This window comes from Dactylosporangium sp. CA-092794 (genome assembly GCF_050948465.1).
Classification (GTDB): Bacteria; Actinomycetota; Actinomycetes; order Mycobacteriales; family Micromonosporaceae; genus Dactylosporangium.
The window spans coordinates 2,431,495-2,453,915 of record NZ_CP192044.1 but is presented as its reverse complement, the minus strand read 5'-3'; the positions used below and the strand labels follow the sequence as shown (position 1 = coordinate 2,453,915).

General features: G+C 73.9%; 20 protein-coding genes and 2 pseudogenes. 10 read left to right on the top strand and 12 right to left on the bottom strand.

Annotated features, from left to right (window positions below; all coding sequences use genetic code 11):
* Positions 1-2: 2 nt before the first annotated feature.
* The 6 genes from ACQPXD_RS10800 (at position 3) to ACQPXD_RS10775 (ending at position 4,301) form a co-directional block, all read left to right on the top strand.
* Positions 3-647, top strand: coding sequence for an epimerase (locus ACQPXD_RS10800; protein ID WP_432837287.1), 645 nt, complete (start codon positions 3-5; stop codon positions 645-647).
* Positions 648-754: 107 nt separating this feature from the next.
* The gene (locus ACQPXD_RS10795; RefSeq protein WP_432837285.1) at positions 755-2,461 is read left to right on the top strand and encodes a CTP synthase; all 1,707 of its coding nucleotides are present in this window, start codon (positions 755-757) and stop codon (positions 2,459-2,461) included.
* 76 nt (positions 2,462-2,537) lie between these two features.
* Positions 2,538-3,125 carry an NUDIX domain-containing protein gene (locus ACQPXD_RS10790; RefSeq protein WP_432837283.1) on the top strand — a complete coding sequence of 196 codons (588 nt, stop codon included), beginning with the start codon at positions 2,538-2,540 and terminating at the stop codon, positions 3,123-3,125.
* A complete protein-coding gene (gene paaI, locus ACQPXD_RS10785) occupies positions 3,122-3,547 on the top strand; it encodes a hydroxyphenylacetyl-CoA thioesterase PaaI (protein ID WP_432837281.1) in 426 nt (141 codons plus the stop codon). The genes ACQPXD_RS10790 and paaI overlap by 4 nt, the downstream gene beginning before the upstream one ends.
* A gap of 66 nt (positions 3,548-3,613) precedes the next feature.
* Entirely contained in the window at positions 3,614-3,988 is a 375-nt protein-coding gene (locus ACQPXD_RS10780) for a type II toxin-antitoxin system RelE/ParE family toxin (RefSeq protein ID WP_432837279.1), read from the top strand.
* 22 nt (positions 3,989-4,010) lie between these two features.
* A complete protein-coding gene (locus ACQPXD_RS10775) occupies positions 4,011-4,301 on the top strand; it encodes a helix-turn-helix domain-containing protein (RefSeq protein WP_432837277.1) in 291 nt (96 codons plus the stop codon).
* Positions 4,302-4,311: 10 nt separating this feature from the next.
* Here ACQPXD_RS10775 and ACQPXD_RS10770 read toward each other — a convergent pair whose 3' ends face one another.
* The 6 genes and pseudogenes from ACQPXD_RS10770 to steA form a co-directional block, all read right to left on the bottom strand.
* Complete coding sequence (locus ACQPXD_RS10770; RefSeq protein WP_432837275.1) at positions 4,312-6,444, bottom strand: hypothetical protein; 2,133 nt, start codon at positions 6,442-6,444, stop codon at positions 4,312-4,314.
* Positions 6,444-7,538 carry a glycosyltransferase family 4 protein gene (locus ACQPXD_RS10765; protein ID WP_432837273.1) on the bottom strand — a complete coding sequence of 365 codons (1,095 nt, stop codon included), beginning with the start codon at positions 7,536-7,538 and terminating at the stop codon, positions 6,444-6,446. The genes ACQPXD_RS10770 and ACQPXD_RS10765 overlap by 1 nt, the downstream gene beginning before the upstream one ends.
* The gene (gene murJ / locus ACQPXD_RS10760; RefSeq protein WP_432837271.1) at positions 7,538-9,067 is read right to left on the bottom strand and encodes a murein biosynthesis integral membrane protein MurJ; all 1,530 of its coding nucleotides are present in this window, start codon (positions 9,065-9,067) and stop codon (positions 7,538-7,540) included. Before murJ ends, ACQPXD_RS10765 begins: the two co-directional genes overlap by 1 nt.
* Positions 9,068-9,333: 266 nt before the next feature.
* Positions 9,334-10,116: pseudogene (locus tag ACQPXD_RS10755) on the bottom strand (hypothetical protein); the annotation flags it as partial.
* Positions 10,106-11,053: a copper transporter gene (locus ACQPXD_RS10750; protein ID WP_432837269.1), complete on the bottom strand. Its 948-nt coding sequence runs from the start codon at positions 11,051-11,053 to the stop codon at positions 10,106-10,108. The gene ACQPXD_RS10750 and the pseudogene ACQPXD_RS10755, both read right to left, overlap by 11 nt.
* Before the next feature lie 12 nt (positions 11,054-11,065).
* Positions 11,066-12,238: a putative cytokinetic ring protein SteA gene (steA, locus tag ACQPXD_RS10745; RefSeq protein ID WP_432837267.1), complete on the bottom strand. Its 1,173-nt coding sequence runs from the start codon at positions 12,236-12,238 to the stop codon at positions 11,066-11,068.
* Positions 12,239-12,282: 44 nt separating this feature from the next.
* On the opposite strand from steA, the pseudogene ACQPXD_RS10740 reads away from it, so the two are divergent.
* Positions 12,283-12,594: pseudogene (locus tag ACQPXD_RS10740) on the top strand (PASTA domain-containing protein); the annotation flags it as partial.
* Here the strand turns inward: ACQPXD_RS10740 and ACQPXD_RS10735 are convergent.
* Entirely contained in the window at positions 12,523-13,113 is a 591-nt protein-coding gene (locus ACQPXD_RS10735; protein WP_432843786.1) for a DedA family protein, read from the bottom strand. The pseudogene ACQPXD_RS10740 and the gene ACQPXD_RS10735 overlap by 72 nt on opposite strands.
* A gap of 269 nt (positions 13,114-13,382) precedes the next feature.
* Between ACQPXD_RS10735 and ACQPXD_RS10730 the strand changes: the two genes are divergently transcribed.
* Both ACQPXD_RS10730 and ACQPXD_RS10725 read left to right on the top strand, forming a co-directional pair.
* Positions 13,383-14,516: a universal stress protein gene (locus ACQPXD_RS10730; RefSeq protein ID WP_432837265.1), complete on the top strand. Its 1,134-nt coding sequence runs from the start codon at positions 13,383-13,385 to the stop codon at positions 14,514-14,516.
* A gap of 361 nt (positions 14,517-14,877) precedes the next feature.
* A complete protein-coding gene (locus ACQPXD_RS10725; protein WP_432837263.1) occupies positions 14,878-16,371 on the top strand; it encodes a transposase in 1,494 nt (497 codons plus the stop codon).
* 574 nt (positions 16,372-16,945) lie between these two features.
* On the opposite strand, the gene recN is transcribed toward ACQPXD_RS10725, so the two are convergent.
* The 5 genes from recN to ACQPXD_RS10700 are packed head-to-tail and all read right to left on the bottom strand — an operon-like array spanning position 16,946 to position 21,311.
* The gene (recN, locus tag ACQPXD_RS10720) at positions 16,946-18,706 is read right to left on the bottom strand and encodes a DNA repair protein RecN (RefSeq protein ID WP_432837261.1); all 1,761 of its coding nucleotides are present in this window, start codon (positions 18,704-18,706) and stop codon (positions 16,946-16,948) included.
* 38 nt (positions 18,707-18,744) lie between these two features.
* Positions 18,745-19,638 (bottom strand): NAD kinase, encoded by an 894-nt coding sequence (locus ACQPXD_RS10715; RefSeq protein ID WP_432837259.1) that lies wholly within the window; start codon positions 19,636-19,638, stop codon positions 18,745-18,747.
* Positions 19,635-20,432, bottom strand: coding sequence for a TlyA family RNA methyltransferase (locus ACQPXD_RS10710; protein WP_432837257.1), 798 nt, complete (start codon positions 20,430-20,432; stop codon positions 19,635-19,637). Before ACQPXD_RS10710 ends, ACQPXD_RS10715 begins: the two co-directional genes overlap by 4 nt.
* Positions 20,433-20,448: 16 nt before the next feature.
* Complete coding sequence (locus tag ACQPXD_RS10705) at positions 20,449-20,643, bottom strand: hypothetical protein (RefSeq protein ID WP_432837255.1); 195 nt, start codon at positions 20,641-20,643, stop codon at positions 20,449-20,451.
* Positions 20,644-20,663: 20 nt separating this feature from the next.
* Complete coding sequence (locus ACQPXD_RS10700; RefSeq protein ID WP_432837253.1) at positions 20,664-21,311, bottom strand: phasin family protein; 648 nt, start codon at positions 21,309-21,311, stop codon at positions 20,664-20,666.
* A gap of 109 nt (positions 21,312-21,420) precedes the next feature.
* On the opposite strand from ACQPXD_RS10700, the gene ACQPXD_RS10695 reads away from it, so the two are divergent.
* On the top strand, positions 21,421-21,759 hold the full coding sequence (locus ACQPXD_RS10695; RefSeq protein WP_432837251.1) for an SCP2 sterol-binding domain-containing protein: 339 nt from the start codon (positions 21,421-21,423) through the stop codon (positions 21,757-21,759).
* The last annotated feature ends 662 nt before the right edge of the window (positions 21,760-22,421 follow it).

The following is a 22,421-nucleotide window of genomic DNA, read 5'->3' as shown; positions in this document are numbered from 1 at the left end:
GCATGAAGGTGATCGTCTTCGGCGCGACCGGCATGGTCGGCCACGGCGTGCTGCGCGAGTCCCTGCTCGCCGGCGACGTCACGGAGGTCCTGGTGCTGGCCCGCACCCCGACCGGCGTGACCGACCCGAAGCTGCGCGAGATCCGCCACGCCGACTTCTCCGGCTTCTCCGCCGTGGACTTCTCCGGGTACGACGCCTGCTTCTTCTGCCTGGGCGTGAGCTCGATCGGCATGAGCGAGGCCGACTACCGCCGGATCACCTACGACTACACGCTCGCCGCTGCCCGGCGGATGGCCGAGCAGGCCCCCGGCATGGTGTTCATCTACGTCTCGGGCGTCGGCACGGACACCGACGGCCGGCAAATGTGGGCGCGGGTCAAGGGCCGGACCGAGGACGACGTGGCCGCGCTCGACCTGCGCGCGTATGCGTTCCGCCCCGGCTTCATCCGCCCCCAGCACGGCGCCCGCGCCAAGGCCGGGTTCATCAACGCCCTCTACACGGTGCTGTCGCCGGTCTCCGCGCTGCTGGTGCGCTTCGCCCCCGGCTTCGCGACCACCACCTCCCAGGTCGGCCGGGCCATGCTGGAGGTCGCGCGCACCAGGCCGGAGCGGCGGGTGTGGGCGCCCCGAGACATTGCGGACGTGTGACGTGAGTGACCCCCGGTGCGTCTTCTGCACCCCCGTTTACCTGGTGTTAGGCTGGACTCCCGTGGATCGCTGACTCGGCAGCGTGACGAACCCCACGGGAGCAGGCTTTGTCCTCATCAGCACGTTCCGGTGCCAGCCGGCAGGCTAAGCACATCTTCGTCACCGGGGGCGTCGCCTCCTCACTCGGCAAGGGCCTCACCGGGTCCAGCCTGGGCAGCCTGCTCAGCGCCCGCGGGTTGCGGGTCGTGATGCAGAAGCTCGACCCGTATCTCAACGTCGACCCCGGAACGATGAACCCGTTCCAGCACGGCGAGGTGTTCGTCACCGAAGATGGCGCGGAGACCGACCTCGACATCGGGCACTACGAGCGCTTCCTCGACCAGGACCTGTCCCGCAACGCCAACGTGACGACGGGCCAGATCTACTCGGCGGTGATCGCCAAGGAGCGCCGCGGGGAGTACCTCGGCGATACCGTCCAGGTGATCCCGCACGTCACCAACGAGATCAAGGCCCGGATCCGGGCGATGTCGGAGCCCGACGCCGACGGCGTGGCGCCCGACGTGGTCATCACCGAGGTCGGCGGCACCGTCGGCGACATCGAGTCGCTGCCGTTCCTGGAGGCGATCCGCCAGGTGCGCCACGACATCGGCCGGGACAACTGCTTCTTCCTGCACGTGTCGCTGGTGCCCTACCTCGTGCCGAGCGGCGAGCTCAAGACGAAGCCGACCCAGCACTCGGTCGCCGCCCTGCGCAGCATCGGCATCCAGCCGGACGCGCTGGTCTGCCGCTCCGACCGGGAGATCCCCGACAAGACGAAGAACAAGCTCGCGTTGTACTGCGACGTCGACGCCGAGGCGGTCGTGTCCGCCCCTGACGCCCCGTCGATCTACGACATCCCGCGCGTGCTGCACGAGGAGGGCCTCGACGCCTACGTCGTGCGCCGCCTGGGCCTGTCGTTCCGGGACGTGGCCTGGAAGAAGTGGGACGACCTGCTCGACCGGGTGCACCACCCGCGGCAGACGGTCACCGTGGCGATCGTCGGCAAGTACGTCGACCTCCCCGACGCGTACCTGTCGGTCACCGAGGCGGTGCGCGCCGCCGGCTTCGCGCACCGGGCCCGGGTCGAGATCCGCTGGGTGCCCAGCGACGCCTGTACCACCCCGGCCGGGGCGGCCCAGGCCCTGGCCGGCGTCGACGGCGTGATCATCCCCGGCGGCTTCGGCGTGCGGGGCATCGAGGGCAAGATCGGCGCGGCGCAGTACACCCGCGAGCGCGGCATCCCGACCCTCGGCCTGTGCCTGGGCCTGCAGTGCATGACGATCGAGGTGCTGCGCCACGTGGCCGGCCTGCCCGGCGCCAACTCGCTCGAGTTCGACCCGGACGCGTCCGACCCGGTCATCGCCACCATGGCCGACCAGGAGGACATCGTCGCCGGCAAGGGCGACCTGGGCGGCACCATGCGGCTCGGCGCCTACCCGGCGGTGCTGGTCCCCGGCACGCTCACCTTCGACGCCTACGGCACCGCCGAGGTCTCCGAGCGCCACCGCCACCGCTACGAGGTCAACAACGCCTACCGCGACGCGATGACCCAGGCCGGCCTGGTCATCTCCGGCACGTCGCCGGACGGCCGCCTCGTCGAGTTCGTCGAGCTCGACCGGGAGCGGCACCCGTTCTTCGTGGCCACCCAGGCCCACCCGGAGCTCAAGAGCCGCCCGACCCGGGCCCACCCGCTGTTCGCCGCGTTCGTCGGCGCCGCGGTCACCTACAACGCCGCCGACCGCCTGCCCGTCGAGCTGGAGACGGTGGACGCATGAGCGAGCGCAGCGAGCGAATCATGTTGCAGCCCGCGTCGTGCCTCATGACGACGCCGAGCGCCAGCGAGGTGTCGGCATGAGCACTTACGATGTCCGCTCGCACACCGAGCGGCTGCGCAACCGCGTGTTCTCCGTCGTCACCGACGCCATCGAGATGCCCGGCGGCGAGGTCGTCGACCGCGACTACCTGGTCCACGTGGGCGCCGTCGGCGTGGTGGCGCTGGACGCCGAGGGCCGGGTGGCGCTGGTGCGGCAGTACCGTCCGGCGGTCCGCCAGGTGCTGTGGGAGCTGCCCGCCGGCCTCATCGACGTGCCGGGCGAGTCGCTGGTCGACGCCGCCGCCCGCGAGCTGGCCGAGGAGGTCGACCTGGTCGCCGCCCGCTGGGACCTGCTGGCCGAGGTGCACCCCACCCCCGGCTGCTCCAACGAGCGGATCCGGCTCTTCCTGGCCCGGGAGATCGCGGAGGTACCGCCGGATCAGCGCCACGAGCGCACCCACGAGGAGGCGGAGCTGGAGCTGCACTGGATCGCCCTCGACGAGGCCGTGGCCATGGCCCTGTCCGGCGAGATCACCAACGCCGCCTGCCTCGTCGGCGTGCTGGGTGCCGCCGCCGCCCGCGACCGCGACTGGAAGACCCTGCGCCCGCCGACCGCCGCCACATGACCCCGCAGGACCTCGCCACCGCCTGCGCCGACCGCCTGTACGCCACCGACACCGCCTCCCGTGCCCTGGGCATCACGATCACCGCGGTCGGCCCGGGCACGGCGACGGCGCGGATGACGGTGACCGCCGCCATGCTCAACGGCCACGCCATCGGCCACGGCGGCTACGTCTTCCTGCTGGCCGACACGGCGTTCGCGTTCGCCTGCAACACCTACGACCGCGTCACGGTCGCCGCCGGCGCCGACGTGACCTTCCTGGAGCCGGCCCGCGCGGGCGACGAGCTCACCGCCACCGCGGTGGAACGCACCCGCCGGGCCCGCTCGGGCCTCTACGACGTCACCGTCCGCCGCACCGACGGCACCATCCTCGCCGAGTTCCGCGGCCGCTCCCGCTCCCTCGACACCCCGATCCTCAGCCCCTGAACACCACCACGCGGGGCGCTCTCGAACCTCGTGGCCGATATACCGAGAATGGTATATCGTTGCTGGGTGAGCGGCCGATATGTGATCGAGCTGGAACCAGAGGTGCGGGACTGGCTGGAAACGCTGCCGCTCAGGGATTATGTGAAGGTCGAGGCAATGGCGGACATCCTCGCAGAGTTCGCCGAGACCCTCGGCGAACCGTATTCGCGCCATCTCGACGGGAAGACCCGCGAACTGAGGTTCCACCTCGACCGCTCGGCCGTCCGAATCAGTTATTGGCTTGCCCCGGGTGCACGCATAGTGCTGCTGACCGTGTTCCGCAAGACGCGCCAGGTGGAGCGGGCCGAGGTTACGCGGGCCGTGGCCGCGCAGCGGACATGCGAGTCGGGGCACGAGGCCCACGCTCCCGCTACGGAGACCTACGAACGGAAGTGGCATTGAGGCGCAACGGAAGGGCCGGACGATGACGACGCGTCACATTCGCTGGGAGCGCACCGGGGCCGACGAGCACGCCGCCGCCTACGAGGAGGCGCGCGCGGCGCTGCTGCTCGGGCAGATGGTGCACGACCGCCGCACCGAGTTGGGGCTCACCCAGGCCGAGCTGTCCGAGCGGGCCGGCATGACGCAGCCGCAGCTCTCCCGGCTCGAGTCGGGCGGGGCCACCCCGACCGTTCCCCTGCTCGCCCGCCTGGCGGCGGCCCTCGACGCGGACCTCGACATCGCGTTCCGGCCGCACGGCCCGCTCGCCGCCTGACCGGGAGCCGTCAGCTCTCCAGGGCGGATTCGGGGATGCGTGGGGGTGGCTGGCTGCGGTCGTCGGCGTGGTCGAGGACGCGCAGGCAGGACAGGACCGTCAGCGGCAGGGCCGTGGCCAGGGCGGCGCCGAGGACGTTGAACGAGACGCCCTCGATGATGCCGGCCAGCAGGCCGGCCAGGACCAGGCCGGACAGGGCGCCGCGGACCGGTGGGAACACGCCGAGCAGCCGGCGCAGGCCGCCCCAGTCGCGCAGCAGCACGAACGTGGCGAACAGCACCGAGCCCAGCACCAGCACCGTGAGCGGGCTGGTCACCGTGGTCACCACGTCGGCCTCGGCGATGCGGCGGGCGATGTACCCGGCCGTGCCGTCCTGGGTGCGCACCAGCAGCCGGCCCACGCTGCTGCGCTGCTCCTCGGGGCGGAACAGGTCGAGCACGGCGAAGCCCGCGGTCACGACCAGCGCGGCGCCGGCGGCCCAGACCAGGCGGGTGATGGTGAGCCAGCCGCCGACGGCCATCGCCGCGGCCACGCACACGCCGAGGGTGAGGGCGACCGCGCCGGAGGCGTCGGCGCCGAGGTACGGGCTGCCGATGACGATCATGCCGACCGCGCCGATGAGGGCCATGACGAACGGGCGCCAGCGGCGGTCGAAGCGCTGGGCCATGGCCGCCCCGCCGAGCAGCGCGCCGGTGACGAGCAGGCCGAGGCCGATGACGCCGACGCCGGCGTAGCGGCCGCCGACCGCGGCGGAGTAGCCGGCGACGCCGTTGAGCTGCAGCCGCGACCCGGTGAGCACGTCGAACGTGACGGCCAGGGCGGCGAGCGCGGACACCCCGCCCAGCGGCGCGATGGCCCGGCTGCGGGCGGTGACGTACGCGACGGCGAACGTGGCGACGGCGAGCACCGCCAGGGTCACTCCGGCGAAACCGAGGCCCGGCCGGGCCCAGCGCCACCAGGGCAGCAGGTCGGCGACGAGGGCGGCGGGGACGGCCAGCGAGGCGGCGATGAGCAGCACCTCGGCGGCGCGCACCACCGGCCCCGGCACTGGACGGAACGGCAGCGGGCCGGGCGGGCGGCGGGCGCGGCGCAGCAGCGGTACCACCGAAACGAACAACGCCAGCTCGGCGACGACCAGGGTGGCGAAGAAGTTGGTGCCGACCCGCCGCTGGACGCTCGCCTCCCGGTCGGCGTCGGCGAGCCGGCTGACCGCCGCGGTGACGTCGGCGGGGCGGCCGCTGTCGCTGGTGGAGGCGGCGCCGCCGGCGAAGAGCTTGCCGGGCACCGGCCGGTCCAGCGCCGCCAGGGCGGTCGGGGCGAGGTCGACGACCTGGACGTACCCCGGCCGGGACGTCGACGGCGAGGTCAGCCAGCCGCGGGTGAAGCCGGGGCCCTGCGCGATCGCCACGTGCAGCCGGCTGGTGGCGTCGAGGTCGGACAGGCCGGCGAGGATCACGACGGAGTGTTCGGGCCGGGCGGCGAGCACGTCGGCCAGCGCGGCGTCGGCGCGGTGCGCGTCGGCGGCCCGCGCGACCGGGTCGTCGCCGGCGATCTCGCCGAGGTCGACCAGCGAGAGCGCGCAGGCGGAGAGCAGCCCGGCGTCGAGGTTGTCGGAGTAGCGGTCGACCCGGCCGTACGGGCGGGCCGCGGCGAGCGCCGCCCCCGGCCCGATCGCGCTGGTGCACCGCACGCCCTCGGCGAGCGCGCCGGGCTGCGCGCCCCAGTGCAGGCCGCGGTTGCGAGCGACGATGTCGCCCTCGTCGGGCAGCGACGCCCCGCCGTTGGCGTCGCGGTCGATCGTGACGTTGAGGTGCGGGCAGGTCGGCGTCACCGAGCCGGGCGTGTAGACGGCGAAGTTGCCGGAGCCGAGGGTGAGCCAGCCGTCGCCGGCGCAGGTGATCCGCCGGGCGGAGCGCACCGACAGCGCCCCGATCGCGCCCTCCTGGGCCAGCTGCCACATCGCCGGGGTGTCGGCGGCGGTGACGTCGTCCCAGCGCAGCCCGGCGACGCCGACGACGATCACGTAGTCGGCGGTGGGCGCGGCGGGTGCGGCGGCCGGCCGGGGCACGAGCGCGACCAGCCCGAGCAGGCCGGCCAGCAGCGCCAGCAGCACCGGCGCGAACCGGTGCAGCCAGTGCCGCATCAGCCCTCCCCGCGGGCGCGCAGCCCCGCGTACACCGCCTCGACCTGGTCAATGGTGTCCCGCTCGGTCGGCCAGGTGGCGGCCCGGGCGAGCCCGAGCCGGCTCAGCTCGGCGCGGGCGTCGGGGTCGTCGAGCAGGGCCTGCACGGCCGTGTCGACGGCGTCGACGTCGTGCGGCTCGACCAGCCGGGCGGCCGGGCCGACGACCTCGGGCACGCCGCCGACGGCGGTGGAGACCAGCGGCCGGCCGGCGGCCAGGGTCTCCTGGATGAACAGCGGCTGGCCCTCCCACACGCTGGTGGCCACCACGAGGTCGGCGGCGGCGAGTAGGTCGGGCACGTCGTCGCGGTAGCCCAGCAGGTGCACGGGGGCGTCCTCGACGGAGATGCGCTGGGCGAGCGACATGTACGACGGGCCGCTGCCGGCGATCGCCACGAACGGCTCGGGCTTGCGGTCGCGCCAGCGGGCCGCGGCGGAGACGAGCGTCTCGAAGCCTTTCTGCGGGTGCAGCCGGCCCACCGCCAGTACCAACGGCTGATCGGGCTCCGCGCCCAGGTCCTCGCGCACCTGGTCCCGGCCACGGGCCACCGGCCGCGGCGCCGGGGCCGGCACCTTGGCCAGCCGCACGTCGCGGGCGCCGAGCTCGCGGGCCCGGTCGGCCAGGTCGGTGGAGACGGCGAGGGTGACGTCGGCGGCGCGGGCGACCCGCCGCTCCAGCGGCTGGTACAGCGTGGCCCGCAGGCCGGTGGCGAGCACCAGGTTGTGCCAGGTGACGACGAGCGGGGTGCCGGCCGGCCGGGCGAGGGCCGCGACCAGCCCGGCGCGCAGGCTGTGGGCGTGGATCACGTCGGCGCCGCGCACCGAGCGGCGCAACGCGCGGACGGCGAGCACGTCGCCGGGCTGCGGGCTGGCCGGGATCTCCACCGGCACGAACCGCGCGCCGCGCGCGGCGAAGCCGAACTGCGCCTCGGTGTCGGCCGGGCCGTGCACGCTGACCTGGTGGCCGCGCGCGGCCAGGCCCTCGGCGAGCATACCGACGTGCCGGCCGATGCCGCCCGTGCTCGACGCCAGGACCAAGGCGATGCGGGCGCCCACTACCCTTCCCTTCTGCCGGCGAGCCGCCTGCGGCGGACGAGTCGCTGCAGGGTCCGCCGGTCCGCGACGGCCGCCCCGGCGAGGAACACCACCGCCACCGCGACTCCGCACAGCATGCCCTGCACGACCGCACCGGCCGCACCCGGGGTTGTCACGAGTGGCCGGACGAGCAGCCCGACTCCCGTGGCGGCGGCCGCCGACAAGATCGATATGGAGGTGGTACGCCAGGTGCCGCGCAACGCCGCGCCCCCGGCCCTGCGGTGCACCGCGACGAGCAGCGCCGCCCCCAGCACCAGCATGCCGGCCGAGTTCGCGGCGGCGACCGCCGGCACCCGGTCGGCGACGGGCAGCGCCGCGGACAGCGCCAGCGCGGCGACCGCGGCCGCCGCCCAGCCGGTCGCGGTGGCCACGGCCGCCGGGTAGGCGTTGCCGCCGGCGTAGAGCGCCCGGGACAGCAGCGCGAACAGGCCGTACCCGAGCAGGCCGGGCGCGAACCAGGCGATCCCGCCGGCCAGCGGCCCGATCGCCGGCGGGTGCGAGGAGGCGGCGGCGAGCAGCACCGCGATGGGCCGGGCGAGCACGATCAGCCCGGCCGCGCCGAGGCAGCTGAGCAGGACCACGGCCCGCACGGCGGGCGCCAGCGCCGCGGCGAAGCCGCCGGCGTCCCCGGCCGCCCCCCGCTCGGCCAGCGCCGGGTACGTCGTGGTCGCCACCGGCACCGCCAGCACCGCCCAGGGCAGGAGAAAGATCGTCTGGGCGAGGCTGTACACCACGATCACGCCGTCGTCGTGCGCGTAGCTGACCAGCCGGATCGCGAGCCCGAGCACGAGCTGCTGGGTGCCGACGGTGACGATCCCGGCGACGGCGAGGGGCTTGAGGGTGGCGATCGCGCCGACGTCGAGCCGGATCGCGGGCCGGATCGCGAGCCCGAGCCGGCTCACCGGCGCGACCAGGCACAGCGACAGCACGGCGACGGCCAGGGTGGTACCGCCGGAGAGCAGCAGCAGCTCGCCCCCGGACACGCTCGGCAGCGCCGCGCCGCGCCCGGCCAGCACGCCGAACCCGACGTACACCGCCATCACCGTCACGCTGGACAGCAGCGGCGCGATCACCGGCCAGGCGAAGCGGCGGTAGGTCTGCAGCGCCCCGGCGAGCACGATCCCCACCCCGTACAGCGGCAGCTGCGGCGCGAACACCCGCAGCAGGTCCGCCCCGGCGTCGATGACGGGCGCCGGCTTGCCGCTGGTGAGCAGTTGCACGAGCGGGTGGGCGAAGACGGCGACGAGCACGGCCACCGGCGTGAGCAGCAGCACGACCCAGGTGAGCAGCGCGCTCACGGTCCGCCCGACGGTCTCCCGGTCCTTGCCGGCCAGCAGCGGGACGACGAGACTGGCCAGCGCTCCCCCGGCGACCAGCTCGAAGATGATGTTCGGGATGGTGTTGGCGGCCTGGTACGCATCACCCAGCTGCGTCGTGCCCACCGACGAGTTGAAGACCAGAATGCGCGCAAATCCGGCAATCCTGCTCAAAATTGTCAGGCTCGCGACAAGCGCCGCCGCCCCGAAGATCCTCTTTGCCGTCACCCGCGCGGATACGGCGAGGGCTTGCGCGGCTGCGGCGCCTCGCCGCCGCCGTCCTCGGCCCCGCCACCACCCGCACTGCCGTCCCGGCCCACGCCGCCGACCGCCCCGTCGCGATCCCCGGCCACGCCGGCAGCGTCGACCGCGTCACCCATTCGCGCGGCCGTTTCCGACATTCCCGAAATGTCGGAAATGTCGCCGATGGTGGGTGGTTCCGGGCGGGTCCGGCCCCACTGGTCGATCGTGTTGAGGAGCGGGTTGGCCTCGATGACCTTCGTGAAGCTGACCTTCTCGCTCGCCGCGGTCAGCGCCACGATCCCGGCCAGCGCGGCGAGCCGCCCGAACGTGCCGGCGCGCGCCGTGTACGCGACCCCGAGCAGCGCGCCGAGCGCGTTCGCCCCGGCGTCGCCGAGCATGATCTCCTCGCCGAGGTCGGCGGGCAGCAGCGCGCCCGCCGCGCCGAGCGGGCCGGCGGCCCCCAGCGGCGTGCCGGCCGCGATCCCGGCCTTCAGCGCCCGGCCGGGCCGCAGGTCGAGCAGGTTGAACAGGTTCGCGGCGCCGGCGATGACGCCGGCTCCGAGCAGTACATCCACACCACGCTTGCGGGGCAGCAACGCCGCCGCGGCCAGCCCGGCCGCGCCCACGCCGGCGATCTTCACCAGGCCGCTGGTCACCCGGCCCTGCCGCAGCGCGCCGAGGTGCCCGCGGAAGCCCTTGGCGGCGTGCTCCGGCCGCCCGCCGACCAGGTCGTCGTAGAGCCCGACGGCGCCGGAGCCGAGGCCGGCGACCACGGCCGCGGCGGCGTGCTCGGGGCGGTGCACGACGGCGCCGGCGGTGGCGCCGAGGGCAAGCGCCGGCCCGCCGGCCAGCGAGACGGTGCGGCCGCGGAAGTTGGTGCGCTCGAGCGCCGGCCGGCCGGACAGGGCGCGCAGCGCCGCCCGGGCGACGGCGCCGGCGACCGGGCCGGCGAGCGTGTGCCGCAGCAGCCTACGAGCCATTCGTCACGCTCGCCGTCTTCGGCAGCAGGCTGCTCGCCCCGTCGCCGATGCCGTAGTGGCCGGTCTTGCCGCCGATCCGCTCGACCAGGGCCATCACGGCGGCGACCTGGCCGTAGGCGGTGACCGCGTTGTCGACCGTGGAGACGGACTTGGCGATCGAGGCGTCGCCGCGCACCGACGACACCAGGCCGCCCGCGGTCAGCCCGGCCACCACGACCCGGCCGGCGAGGTCGAACCGGCTGGTCAGGGTGAGCGCGGCGGTGTTGCGGTCCTTGGCGTCCTTGCCGCTGGCGGGCGCGCCGGCCAGGATGATCACCGCCTCGGCCGGGACCTTGAAGTCGCCGTCGAGACCGACGAAGCCCTGGGCCTCGTAGGCGCTCAGCACGGTGCGGGCACCCTCGACCTGCGGCGTGCCGGCCCGGCCGACCAGCACGGCGGCGAGCAGCGCGGCCGTGGTCTCCACGCCGTCGGCCCGGGTGGGCAGGGCGCCGCTGATGCTCGGCGGGGCGGAGGTCTCGGCGAGGTCGAGCAGCAGCGAGTTGCTGGCCGGGGCGGTGAACTTCTCCTTGACGGTGACGGTGCCGACGACCTTGGCGCCGGCCGTGCCGAGCATGGTGCCCACCCCGTCGGCGGCGGTGCCCACGTCGGAGGCGTCGCTGCCGTCGAGCCGGATGAGCAGCACGTTCTTGCCGGTCAGCTTGCCGGTCAGCAGCATCGGCGCGACCTCATTGGCGAAGTCGGCGTTCTTCTTCAGCTCGGCCCGGGACTGCTCCAGGTCGTCGCGCAGTTGCTGCTTGTCGTCGGTGAGCTTGGTGACCTGGTCGTTGAGGTTCTCGGTGAGCGGGCCGTTCGCCGCCGCGGTACCGACGACGAGCCCGATGGCCAGCGCCAGGAATACGGCGGCCAGCGACACGACGTGATATCGGAAGTTGATCACCTGACGGCCCGTCTACGAGAACAGCGTGAAGATCAGGTTGTCCCACCACTCGGCGATGACGCTGAGGTAGGCCCGGCCGATCGTGGTGACCGCGAGGGCGGCGGCCATCGCGGCGATCGCCGAGGCGAGCAGCAGGACCAGCGACGATCCGGACAGGCTCTGCCGATACAGCCTACTGACCCCCTTGGCGTCGACGAGTTTCCCGCCGAGCTTCAGCCGGGTCAGGAAGGTCGAGGCCATGCCGGCGCGGCCCTTGTCGAGGAACTCGATGAGGGTGAAGTGCGTGCCCACCGCCACCAGCAGCGAGGCGCCCTTCTCGTCGGCGAGCAGCATCGCGATGTCCTCGCTGGTCGCCGCGGCCGGGAAGGTGACCGCCTCCACCCCGAGCCGCTGCACCCGGGCCAGCCCCGGCGCGCGCCCGTCGGGGTAGGCGTGCACGACGATCTCGGCCCCGCAGCGCAGCACGTCGTCGCTGACCGAGTCCATGTCGCCGATGATCATGTCTGGGGTGTATCCGGCCTCGACCAGGGCGTCGGCCCCGCCGTCGACGCCCACCAGGACCGGTTTGTACTCCCGGATGTAGGGCCGCAGCACGTCGATGTCGGCCTTGTAGTCGTAGCCGCGGACCACGATCAGGCAGTGCCGCCCGGCGAACTGGGTCTGCACCTCGGGCACGCCGACGCCGTCGAGCAGCAGCCCGCGCTCCTGCTTGAGGTACTCCATCGTGTTGGCGGCGAACGCCTCGAGCTGGACCGACAGGCCCTCCCGCGCGTCGGCCATCGACTCGGCCACCGAGTCGGCGTCCTGCCGCACGCCCTTGGCCACGGCCTCCTCGCCGACGAAGACGGTGTCGCCCTCGATGCGCACCGCGTCACCCTCGCGCAGCCGCTCGAACAGCTCCTCGCCGAGCCCGTCGACGAGCGGGATGCCGGCCTTGACCAACCCCTCGGGGCCCAGGTTCGGATACCGCCCGGAGACCGACGGCTTCGCGTTGAGCACCGCCGCCACGCCCGAGGCGGCCAGCGAGTCGGCCGCCACCCGGTCGAGATCCACGTGGTCGATGACCGCGATGTCACCCGGCCGCAGCCGTCCCACCAGGCGCTTCGTCCGCCGATCGAGCCGCACGACGCCACCGATGACACCCGGCTCGGCGGGCCGGGTGCGGCGCAAGGTTGGAAGTCGCATCAGCACCATCCTGGCATGGACCAGGGCCGAACGCCGTGCGCGACATGTCCACGAGCAGGTGGTACGCCCCATTTCACTTTCGACGTGACGCCGCTCACCCACCCGGGCGAGCCAGCGGTGTCGCCCACCTGACACGACGGCCGCGTATTTACGACCGCCCGCGACCCGTCAGGTCAGCACAAGGGTCCATCGTGAGGAGTCGCCAGATGGAAACATTATCGTCGATCCGCCTGACCCGCGTGCCGAACCTCGCCGGAAAGACCCCGGCCGAGGCGAGCGCCGCACTACGCACCGCCGGGCTCGAGCTCGGAGTGATCCGCGAGATCGGCCCGCCCGGCACCATGGTCGTGCTCGAACAGTCCACCCTGGCCACGACCGTCGCCCCCGTCGGCACCCGGGTCAACCTGCTCGTCGGCCGCCGCTGAGCAGCGCCGTACCACCTCGGCGGTGACCAGCAGCAGCCCCGCCCCGGCGTAGGCGGCCAGCAGCGCCTTCCAGGGCCGGCCGTCGAAGTAGATCCCGCAGGTGTACCCGATGAGCCCGGCCATCGACGCCCAGACGCTCACCCCGACCGCCGTCCAGGCCTGAAAGCGCGCCGCCGGGTAGCCGACCACCCCGGCGGCCAGCGCCGACGCCGAGCGCCCACCCGGCAGGTACCGCGCGAACACCAGCACCTGTCCCCCGCGCCGCCGCAACGTCCGCCGCGCCCACTCGTAGGCGGCCAGCCCCCGCGACTTGCCTTGCAGCCGCCGCAACACGCCGGCCCCGGCCCGCACCCCGATGCGGTACGACACCAGGTCCCCGCAGAACGCCCCGCCGGCCGCCGCCAGGATCACCAGCCCGATGTGCGGCTCCCCATGCGTCCCGGCCAGCACCGACACCGCGATCAGCGTCGACTCGGACGGCGACAGCGGCACGATCGCGTCCAGCCCGGCCACGAAAAACACGACAAACAACACCCACGGCGACCCGGCAACAACATCGACCACCCTCTCAACGTAAAGCGATCACCCAAACGCAAGGAGTCCCCGCAGCCAACAGTGGACCCGGGACTTTCGGCCATGTCGCCCCCGGCCGGCCCGTGCCACGGTGGAAGCAGGGGTTCTACCCACCGGTGCGATCCGACGTGGAGAGGAGCCGAGCCGTGACCGTCCGTTCTCTGCCGCCGGTACTGGTCGGCATCGATGACACCGACGAAAGCCTGCTGGCCGTCCGGGTCGGCGCCGCCGAGGCGCGCCTGCGCGACCGGCCGCTGCACCTGCTCTCCGCGTTCGCCCCGCCGCCCGAGGCACTCCCGGACGCCCCGTGGCCGCCCCGCGACGCGGCCCGCGCCCGGATGATGCGCGCCGCCGACGCGGTCACCGCCGCGTACCGGGCGCTGGACCTCGACGCCCGCATGCTCCCCGGCGACCTCGTCGAGCTCCTGGTCGAGCGCTCCCCGCACGCATCGCTGGTCGTCGTGGCCCGCGGCGACCTGGACCACCACGCCGCCCAGCCGCGCGACCTGGCCCGCGGCGAGCCGGGACGCCACACCGCCGAGGCCCGCGCCGTGGCCGGCGGTGACCTGGAACACCAAGGCGCCGAGGCACGCGCCGTGGCCCGCGGCGACCTGGAACACCACGCCGCCGAGGCCCGTGCCCTGGCCAGCGGCGACCTGGAACACCACGCCGCCGAGGCGCGTGCCCTGGCCGGCGGTGACCTGGGACGCCACGCGGCCGAGGCGCGCGTCTACGAGGTGGCGTCCCGCAGCGCCGCGCCGGTGTTCGTGGTGCCGCCCCGGCCCGCCACCCCCGGCGGCCCGGTGGTGGCCGGCCTGTCCGGCGGCGCCGCGAACGACGCCTTGCTGGAGTTCGCTTTCGACGAGGCCGCCCGCCGGGGCGTACCACTGCGCGCGGTCCACCTCACCCACACCGGCCCGGCGCCGCTGGACCGTTTCGACACCATCGCCGGCCTGGCCGCACCGGCACCACCGACGATCGGTTTCACCCCGGCCGACCTGGCCGACCGACTCCTGGCCGAGGCACTCGCCGGCTGGCCGTCCAAGTACCCCGACGTGCAGATCGACCGCCGCGTGGTCCACGGCCCGGACGTAGAGCACGGCATCGCGGCGCTGACCCACGACGCCTGCATGATCGTGGCCGCCGCGCGGGGCCGGCTCGAGACCGGCGAACGGATCCTCGGCCCGATCACGAGCGGCCTGCTGCGCGACGCCCAGTGCCCGGTCGCCGTGATCCCGGCCGCCGACCACGCGTTCACCGACTCGTGCCTGCACGGCTGAGCCGACCCTCACCCCCGCCACCAAGGCCCCGCCACCAAGGCCCCGCCGCGCCAGCCCGCCGACCACCCGGTCGCAGACCCACCGGGCCGCGGGGTCACGTCCGCTGCGCGGCGTGCCCCTGTCGACCCGCGCGGCGCCGCTGCCCAAGCTCCCATCGGCCAGCGCTCGGAACCCGGGTGCCGGTCTGGGCCCCGGGCTCCGGCGATGCGGCGGGCTGGTGCACGAATGTTCCTTGGGGATTTAAGCGCCATCGGTGATCTTGGTTGCGGATCGGTAACGGGGGTGCAAAAAGGGCGGCTGTCTTGGCATGATCCAGATCGACCAAGATCAGGAAACGCCAAGCCAGCCGTTGGAGATCATTGTGCCGCACCCGCTGGGTGTCCCATCATCCGCCCCCGACCAGGCACTGCGGGCGCTGGCCGAGTTCCGCACCGCGGTGTACCGCTGTTTCGGCCGGTGGGCGGACACCCTGTTCGAGCTGGTCGATGCCCTGGCCGGGGGCGGGCGGGTGGGGTCGGTGGCAGAACTGACGTTCGAGCCGGTGCTGCGCCGCGGGCACGGCAGCGTGTACCAGGCCCTGGAACACGGCCAGGTGCACCCGGCCGCGGCGGGGACGCTGCTGGCCGGGCAGGTCCGGCCCGGCCGGGTACTGCTGCTGGGGGTGGACAGCTCGAAGTTCCCCCGGCCGGACACCCGGTACGTCCCGGACATCGGCATGCAGTACGCCGCCGAACGCGACCACACCGGCGGGTCGCCGGCAGTGCCGGGCTGGTCGATGCAGTGGGCCTGCCAGGTCGGCCTCGACACCGGCCCCGGCGCCGCATCCCCCGCGACCGGCGGGGCCGGCCGGGTGAGGCGGGGGTCGTGGGGCCTGCCGGTGGACGTGCGGCGGATCGGCACCGCCGACAACGCCAACGAGGTCACCGCCGCCCAGATCACCGACGTGACCACCCGGCTGCACGCCGCCGGCACCGCGACCGCCGGGGTGCCGCTGGTGTTCCTGCTCGACGCCCGCTACTGCCCGATCTACCTCACCCAGCACCGCCCCGACAGCGCCCAACTGCTCGTGCGGCTGCGCAGCGACCGGGTGTTCTTCGCCCGCCCCCCAGCAAAACAGCCGGGCACGCCCGGCCGGGCCCGCAAACACGGCCCCCGCTTCGCCCTCGACGAGCCCGACACCTGGCCCACCCCCGACGCCGAACACACCACCACCACCAGCGCCGGCGCCGGCGCCGGCGGCACGGTGCGGACCCGGGCCTGGCACCACTACCACCCCGAACCCCGCCAACGCCGCAAATGGACCGGCACCGACATCATCGAGGGCACCCTGATCCGCCAGGACCACACCACCCCCGCCGGGCGCACCCAAGTCTGGTGGCTGTGGTGGGCCGGCCCGCCAGGCAGCTTCGACCTGCCCATGCTCGCCGAGGCCTACCAACACCGCTACACCATCGAACACGTCTTCCGCTTCGCCAAACAAGACCTCGGCTGGACCCGGCACACCCCCCTCGATCCAGACCAGGCCGAACGGTGGACCTGGCTGGTCGCCCTCGCCCTCGCCCAACTCCACCTGGCCAGACCCCTGGCCGCCGACCGGCGCCTGCCCTGGGAACAACCCTGCCACCCCGACCGGCTCTCCCCCCGCCGGGTCCGCCGGGTATTTCGCCATACTGTCGCCGCCCTGCCCACCCCGGCCCGTGCGCCGAAACCCGCCCGGCCCGGCCCCGGCCGACCCAAAGGATCGACCAACAAGAATCCCCGAACCCGCCAACCCGTGATCAAGAAGGGCCGACCCGCCAACACCGGCCACCCCAAAGGCCGCAACCCCAACGCCACAACCAAACCAAAGACTTAAATCCCCAATGTTCCGTGATCATGCATGTCGCCGCGGCCGCACCACGGGTTCGCCATGATCGTGGAGACATAAGGTACACAGGTGTACATATTCTCTCCGTGATCATGAAAAACCGATGGTGTCGGTGGTGGGTTCGGCATGATCGCGGAGACTTCCGGTCGGACCCGACCGGCCCAGGGCCTCGCCGGCCGAAGACGGCCGAAGACCGCCGCCGACGATCCTCCACCGACCGCCGCTCACCGCCCGAAAACCGACCGCTCGACAGCCGAACACCCCGGCTCACCGACCGAAGTCAGGCCGCCACAGCTCCCCGCCCGAAAACCGACCGCTCAGCGCACCGCCCAACGGCCGACCGCCCCAGCGCACCGCCCGAAGCCGGACCGCGCCGACTCACCGCCCGAAGCGCCCGAAGCGCCCGAAATGCCCGAAGCGCCCGGAGCACCCGAAGCGCCGTTAGCCGGGCGCGCCCCGGCTCACGGCGGCTCGGAGGCGGACCGGTGCGGGCTCACGGCCGGAAGGCACGTGGCCGCGGGGCCGCCCGGCCTCGGAGCGGGGAGCGGTCAGCGGCGAGCGGTCAGCGGGCCTTCTCCCGGTCGGCCACCGACAGCAGCTCCTCCGCGTGCGCGATCCCCAGGTCGGAGTCCGGCAGGCCGGCCAGCATCCGGGCCAGCTCGCGAGCCCGATCCGTGCGCTCCACCGGGCGCACGCCGCTCGTCGTCACCGCCCCGCCCGTGTCCTTCGCCACCACGAGGTGCCGGTCGGCGAACGCCGCCACCTGCGGCAGGTGGGTCACGACCAAGACCTGGTGCTCGCGGGCCAGCCGGGCCAGGCGCTTGCCGATCTCCACCGCCGCCGTCCCGCCGACGCCGGAGTCCACCTCGTCGAAGACGAGGGTCGGCGGGCCGCCGGCGCCCGCGAACACGACCTCGATCGCGAGCATCACGCGGGACAGCTCGCCGCCCGAGGCGCCCTTCTGCAGTGGCTGGGCCGGGGCGCCCGGGTGCGGCAGGAGCCGCAGCTCGATGTCGTCGGCGCCGTCGGGGCCGACGCCGACCTCGCCGCCGCCGTCGCCGGGGCCGGGGATCGTCGGGCCGGAGCCGGCCGGCTTGGGCACCACGACGACCTCGATGCGCGCGTGCGGCATCGCCAGCCCGGCCAGCTCGACGGTGACGTCGGCGGCGAAGCGGCCGGCCGCCTCGTGCCGGGCCGCGGACAGCACCGCGGCCAGCTCGGCGACCTCGCCGTGCAGCCGCTGCCGCTCCCGGTCGAGCTCCTCCAGCAGCTCGTCGGAGGTGTCGAGCTCGGCCAGGCGGGTGCGGGCGTGGTCGGCCCAGGCCACGACCCCGTCGACGTCCTCGGCATACTTGCGGGTCAGCGCCCGCAGGGCGGCCCGCCGCTCGTAGACCTCCTGCAGCCGGCCCGGGTCGGCGTCGAGCGAGGCCAGGTAGGTGCCGAGCTCGGTGGAGACGTCGCCGGCGAGCGTGGCGACCTCGTCGAGGCGCTCGGCCAGCTCGCCGAGGACCCGGTCGACGCTGGCCTGGGCCTCCAGGGTGCGCCGCGCGGTCGCGATCAGGCTGAGCACGTCGGCGACGTCGTCGCCCTCGCCGGTGCCGGCCAGCGCGACGTGCGCCAGCTGCGAGGCCGTGCGCAGGCCCTCGACGTGCTCCAGCCGCTGCGCCTCCTCGCGCAGCAGCTCGTCCTCGCCCGGCTGCGGGTCGACCCGGCTGATCTCGTCGAGGCCGAGCCGCAGCAGGTCGGCCTCCTGGCTGCGCTGCCGGGCGTTGGCCCGCCGGTCGGCGAGGTCGTCCTCGACCGCCCGCCAGCGCGAATACAGCTCGGTGAACTGGCCGAGCAGCTTCTCGTGCTCGGGCCCGGCGTAGCGGTCCAGCGCGGCCCGCTGCTCGGCCGGGCGCAGCAGCCGCAGCTGGTCGGACTGGCCGTGCAGGGCGAACACCCGCTCGCCGACCTCCGACAGCAGCGACACCGGCACGGTGCGCCCGCCGACGTGGGCGCGGGAGCGGCCCTCAGCGGTCAGCGTGCGACTCATCAGCAGCGTGCCGTCGTCGTCGATCTCGGCGCCGGCGTCGGCGATCCGGCTCTCCACCGCGGCCCGCACGTGCGCGGGCAGCGTCAACCGGCCGTCGACGGTGGCCCGCCCGGGGTCGGCGCGCACCCGGCCCGCGTCGGCGCGGCCGCCGAACAGCAGGTTGAGGCTCGTCACGACCATGGTCTTGCCCGCGCCGGTCTCGCCCGTGATGACGGTCAGGCCCGGGCCGAGGGGCAGTGTGGCGTCTTCGATCACGCCCAGTCCGGTAATGCGGAGTTCCTCCAGCACGTGAGGAACACTAGCCGCGGGGTACGACAATTCTCCAGTCAGCCATGCCGCCGGAGATGCCGCCATCCATCGACCGGCAGCCCGAACTTCGCCACGAGACGATCCGTGAACGGCCGCTCACGCAGGCGCACGACCCGGACCGGGAGGGCTCCCCGGCGTACCGTCACCGTCGAACCAGGCGCCAGGTCCATCACCCGGCGGCCGTCGCACGAGAGCAGGGCGAAGCTGGTGAAGGGCTCGACGTTCACCGTGATGGTCGACGTCGGCGCGATCACCAGGGGGCGGCTGAACAGGGCGTGCGCCGAGATCGGCACCAGCAGCAGCGCCTCCAGCTCCGGCCACACGACCGGCCCGCCGGCGGAGAACGCGTAGGCCGTCGAGCCCGTCGGGGTGGCGCACACCACGCCGTCGCACCCGTACCGCGACAGGGGACGCCCGTCGACCTCGACGAGCAGCTCCAGCATCTTCTCCCGGGCGCCCTTCTCGACCGTGACCTCGTTCAGCGCCCATGAGCTGCCGACCGGCCGCCCGTCGTGCTCGGCGGTGACGTCGATCGTGAGCCGCTCGTCGACCGTGTACGTGCCCTCGACGACCTCCCGGACCGCCTTGTCCACGTCGCCGATCTCGGCCTCCGCGAGGAACCCGACCTTGCCCAGGTTGATGCCGAGCAGCGGCGCCTTCGCCGGCCGGGCCAGCTCGGCGGCGCGCAGCAGCGTGCCGTCGCCGCCCAGGGCGAAGACGATCTCCACGCCCTGCGCCGCCGTCTCACCGCTGACCGGCACCGCCCGCGGGATCGCCAGCTGCGCGGCCTCCTCGGCGAGCACCCGCACGGTGAAGCCGTTGTCGAGCAGATCGGCCGCCACCGTCCGGGCATGGTCGTTGTTGCTGGCCTTGCCCGTGTGCGCGACCAGCAACGCCTCGCGGACGCTCATGCCGACACCCCCTCCACCACGTCGTGCACGATCGCCGGGTCGACCGGCGGGGCGTCGCGCCGCAGCCACAGAAAGAATTCCACGTTGCCCTGCGGCCCCGGCAGCGGGCTACGCGCCACCCCGGCCACGCCCAGCCCCAGACCGGCGGCGGCCGCGGCGACGTCGAGCACCGCCGAGGCGCGCAGCTGCGACGAACGCACCACGCCCCGCTCGCCCAGCGCCTCGCGACCCACCTCGAACTGCGGCTTCACCATCGGCACGAGATCACCGCCGGGGTCCGTGCAGGCGGCGAGCGCGGGCAGCACCAGGCGCAGTGAGATGAACGACAGGTCGGCCACGGTCAGCTCGCACGGCCCGCCGATCTGCTCGGCGGTCAGCGTGCGCACGTTGGTCCGCTCCACCACCCGCACCCGCGGGTCGGTGCGCAGCGACCAGGCGATCTGGCCGTACCCGACGTCGACCGCGACCACCGCGGCCGCGCCCCGGCGCAGCAACACGTCGGTGAACCCGCCGGTCGAGGCGCCCGCGTCGAGGCAGCGGCGCCCCGCGACCGGCAGCCCCGCGAACGCGTCCAGCGCCCCGGCGAGCTTGTGCCCGCCGCGCGAGACGTACTCGTCCTCCGCCGCCTCCAGCACCCGCACCGGGTCCGCCGGGTCGACCTGGGCCGCGGCCTTGCCCGCCGGGGTGCCACGCACCTCCACCCGGCCCGCGGCGATCAGCGCCGCCGCCTGCTCCCGCGAGCGGGCCAGCCCGCGACGCACCAGCTCGGCGTCGAGACGGTTCCGGCGCGCCATGCAGCTCCCTGAAGGTTCAGCGTTCCTCGATCGTGGCCAGCGTCTCCTGCAGCGTGCGATGCGCGTCGGTGTAGACGGCGACCTGTTGCCGCAGCGGAAGCGACGCTACCTCGCCGAGGGCCGCGACCGCCGCCTCGACCCGCCCGACGACCGCCGCACCGGGCGGCCCGGGCACCGCGCCCGGCCCCGGAACGGGCCCGGGAACAGGCACGGAGCCTTCCGCCGGGGCGGTCACGACGCGGTCTTCCGCGGCGCGCGGGTGGCCTTCTTCACCGGCAGCTTGTCCGAGGCCGGCCCGGCCTCCGACGCCGCCGCGACGGTCTCGATCGCCTCGATCGCCGCCGCCTTCTTCGCCGGCGTCCGCCGGGCCGGCGCCGCCTTGGCCGCCGCCGCGACCTTCGCCGGCGTGGCCGCCTTGGCCGGGGCCGCCGCCTTCGCCGGCACCGCCTTGGCGGCGGTCTTGACCGGAGCCGCGACCTTCTTCGCCACGGTCTTCTTGGCCACCACCGGCGCGGCCGGGATCGCCTCGGCCCCGACCGGCGGCGCCGGCTCGTGCGGCGGCGCGACGGCGTTGACGGTCGCCTCCCGCAGCTGCGCCTCGAGCTCGTGCACGCGGGTGGTGAGCGCCGAGACCTCCTCGGCGGTGGCCAGCCCGACCGCGCCGAGCGCCCGGTCCAGCTCGTAGCGCACCAGCTTCGTCAGGGCCTCCCGGTTCGCCGAGCCGGCCCGGAGCAGGTCCTCGGCCATCGACTGCAGCTGCTCGGCGGTCGCCCCGCTCTTGCCCACCAGGCGCCGGACCGTCTTGGTCGCCTTTTTCGTGGTGGCCTCGGTCATGCCGTAGGCGAGCTCAAGATAGGCCCGCCATGCTTCCTGCGCCATATTGCGTCTCTCCTCCAAGTGGTGTACGACATCACGCTACCGGGCGCGCCGCGGTGCCGTACGGTACCGTCACATTCCACGGAACCGCAGAAAGACGGGGATTCGCGCAATGGCAACGGTGGACGAGTGTCGGGTCGCACTGCAGAAACTCTCCGACCGGCTGGCGGCCAACGCGGCCGAGGCCCGCGACAAGCTCGACTTCGACCGTTCACTGGTCTGCCGCGTCACCGACCTCGGCATCGCCTTCCACGGCCGGCTCAAGGACGGCCAGATCGTCGACCTCACCGACGGCGACGACCCCCGCGCGAAGCTCAAGCTGATCTCGTCGAGCGACGACCTCGTCGCCCTGGTCGACGGCAACCTCAACGTGATGTCCGCCTGGACCAGCGGCCGCATCAAGATCGAGGCCGGCGTCCTTGACCTGCTGAAACTCCGCAAGCTGCTGTGAAAAACCCAAAATCCTGAAGCTGACTCCGGCCCGTGCAACACACGACCGTTGCTCCCGTCAGACACCGGGCCCAGCCTGCCCTGAACGGGCGGCCGGGCCCTGCCAGGTCCGCGGTGCCAAGAACCAACCGGCGCCCCGCCCCCGATCGACTCACAACGCCACCCGGCATCGCGACTGACGCGCCCCGACGAATTCTCTCCGCGATCATGCGACTCGAACCATCGCACAGCGACTTTCCCATGATCACGGAACCTTCCGGTACCTATGCGTACACAATCCTTCCGCAATCACGAAAAACCGCGGTGCGGCCAGCGACTACAGCATGATCGCGGAGAGTTCCGGTCGCGCCTCAAGCAGTCGGCGTGACACGACCCGACGGCAGCTCAGCCAGACCGGCTTCAGCCACTTCGGCGGCGCCATAGCCCCGCCCCCGGCCAGCTTGAACCGCTTCGGCCGCGCCAGGGCCAGCCCCCAGCTCGTCAGGCCAGCCCGAACCCGCTTCGGCAGCCCCAGAGCCAGCCCCCGGCTCGTCGGCTCGAACCCGCTTCGGCGGAGCCCAGGGCCAGCCCCCGGCTCGTCAGGCCGACTTGAGCCGCTTCGGCGGGAGCCCAGCCGCGTCGGCTCACGCTGGAAGCCCGTTTTCAGCCCAGCCTTAAGCTCGT

Coding starts and splice junctions, on each gene's coding strand:
- ACQPXD_RS10700 (WP_432837253.1), bottom strand. CDS start 21,311: ATGGCGCAGGAAGCATGGCGGGCCTATCTTGAGCTCGCCTACGGCATG.
- ACQPXD_RS10695 (WP_432837251.1), top strand. CDS start 21,421: ATGGCAACGGTGGACGAGTGTCGGGTCGCACTGCAGAAACTCTCCGAC.
- ACQPXD_RS10800 (WP_432837287.1), top strand. CDS start 3: ATGAAGGTGATCGTCTTCGGCGCGACCGGCATGGTCGGCCACGGCGTG.
- paaI (WP_432837281.1), top strand. CDS start 3,122: ATGACCCCGCAGGACCTCGCCACCGCCTGCGCCGACCGCCTGTACGCC.
- ACQPXD_RS10715 (WP_432837259.1), bottom strand. CDS start 19,638: ATGAGCGTCCGCGAGGCGTTGCTGGTCGCGCACACGGGCAAGGCCAGC.
- ACQPXD_RS10710 (WP_432837257.1), bottom strand. CDS start 20,432: ATGGCGCGCCGGAACCGTCTCGACGCCGAGCTGGTGCGTCGCGGGCTG.
- ACQPXD_RS10775 (WP_432837277.1), top strand. CDS start 4,011: ATGACGACGCGTCACATTCGCTGGGAGCGCACCGGGGCCGACGAGCAC.
- ACQPXD_RS10790 (WP_432837283.1), top strand. CDS start 2,538: ATGAGCACTTACGATGTCCGCTCGCACACCGAGCGGCTGCGCAACCGC.
- ACQPXD_RS10770 (WP_432837275.1), bottom strand. CDS start 6,444: ATGCGGCACTGGCTGCACCGGTTCGCGCCGGTGCTGCTGGCGCTGCTG.
- steA (WP_432837267.1), bottom strand. CDS start 12,238: ATGCGACTTCCAACCTTGCGCCGCACCCGGCCCGCCGAGCCGGGTGTC.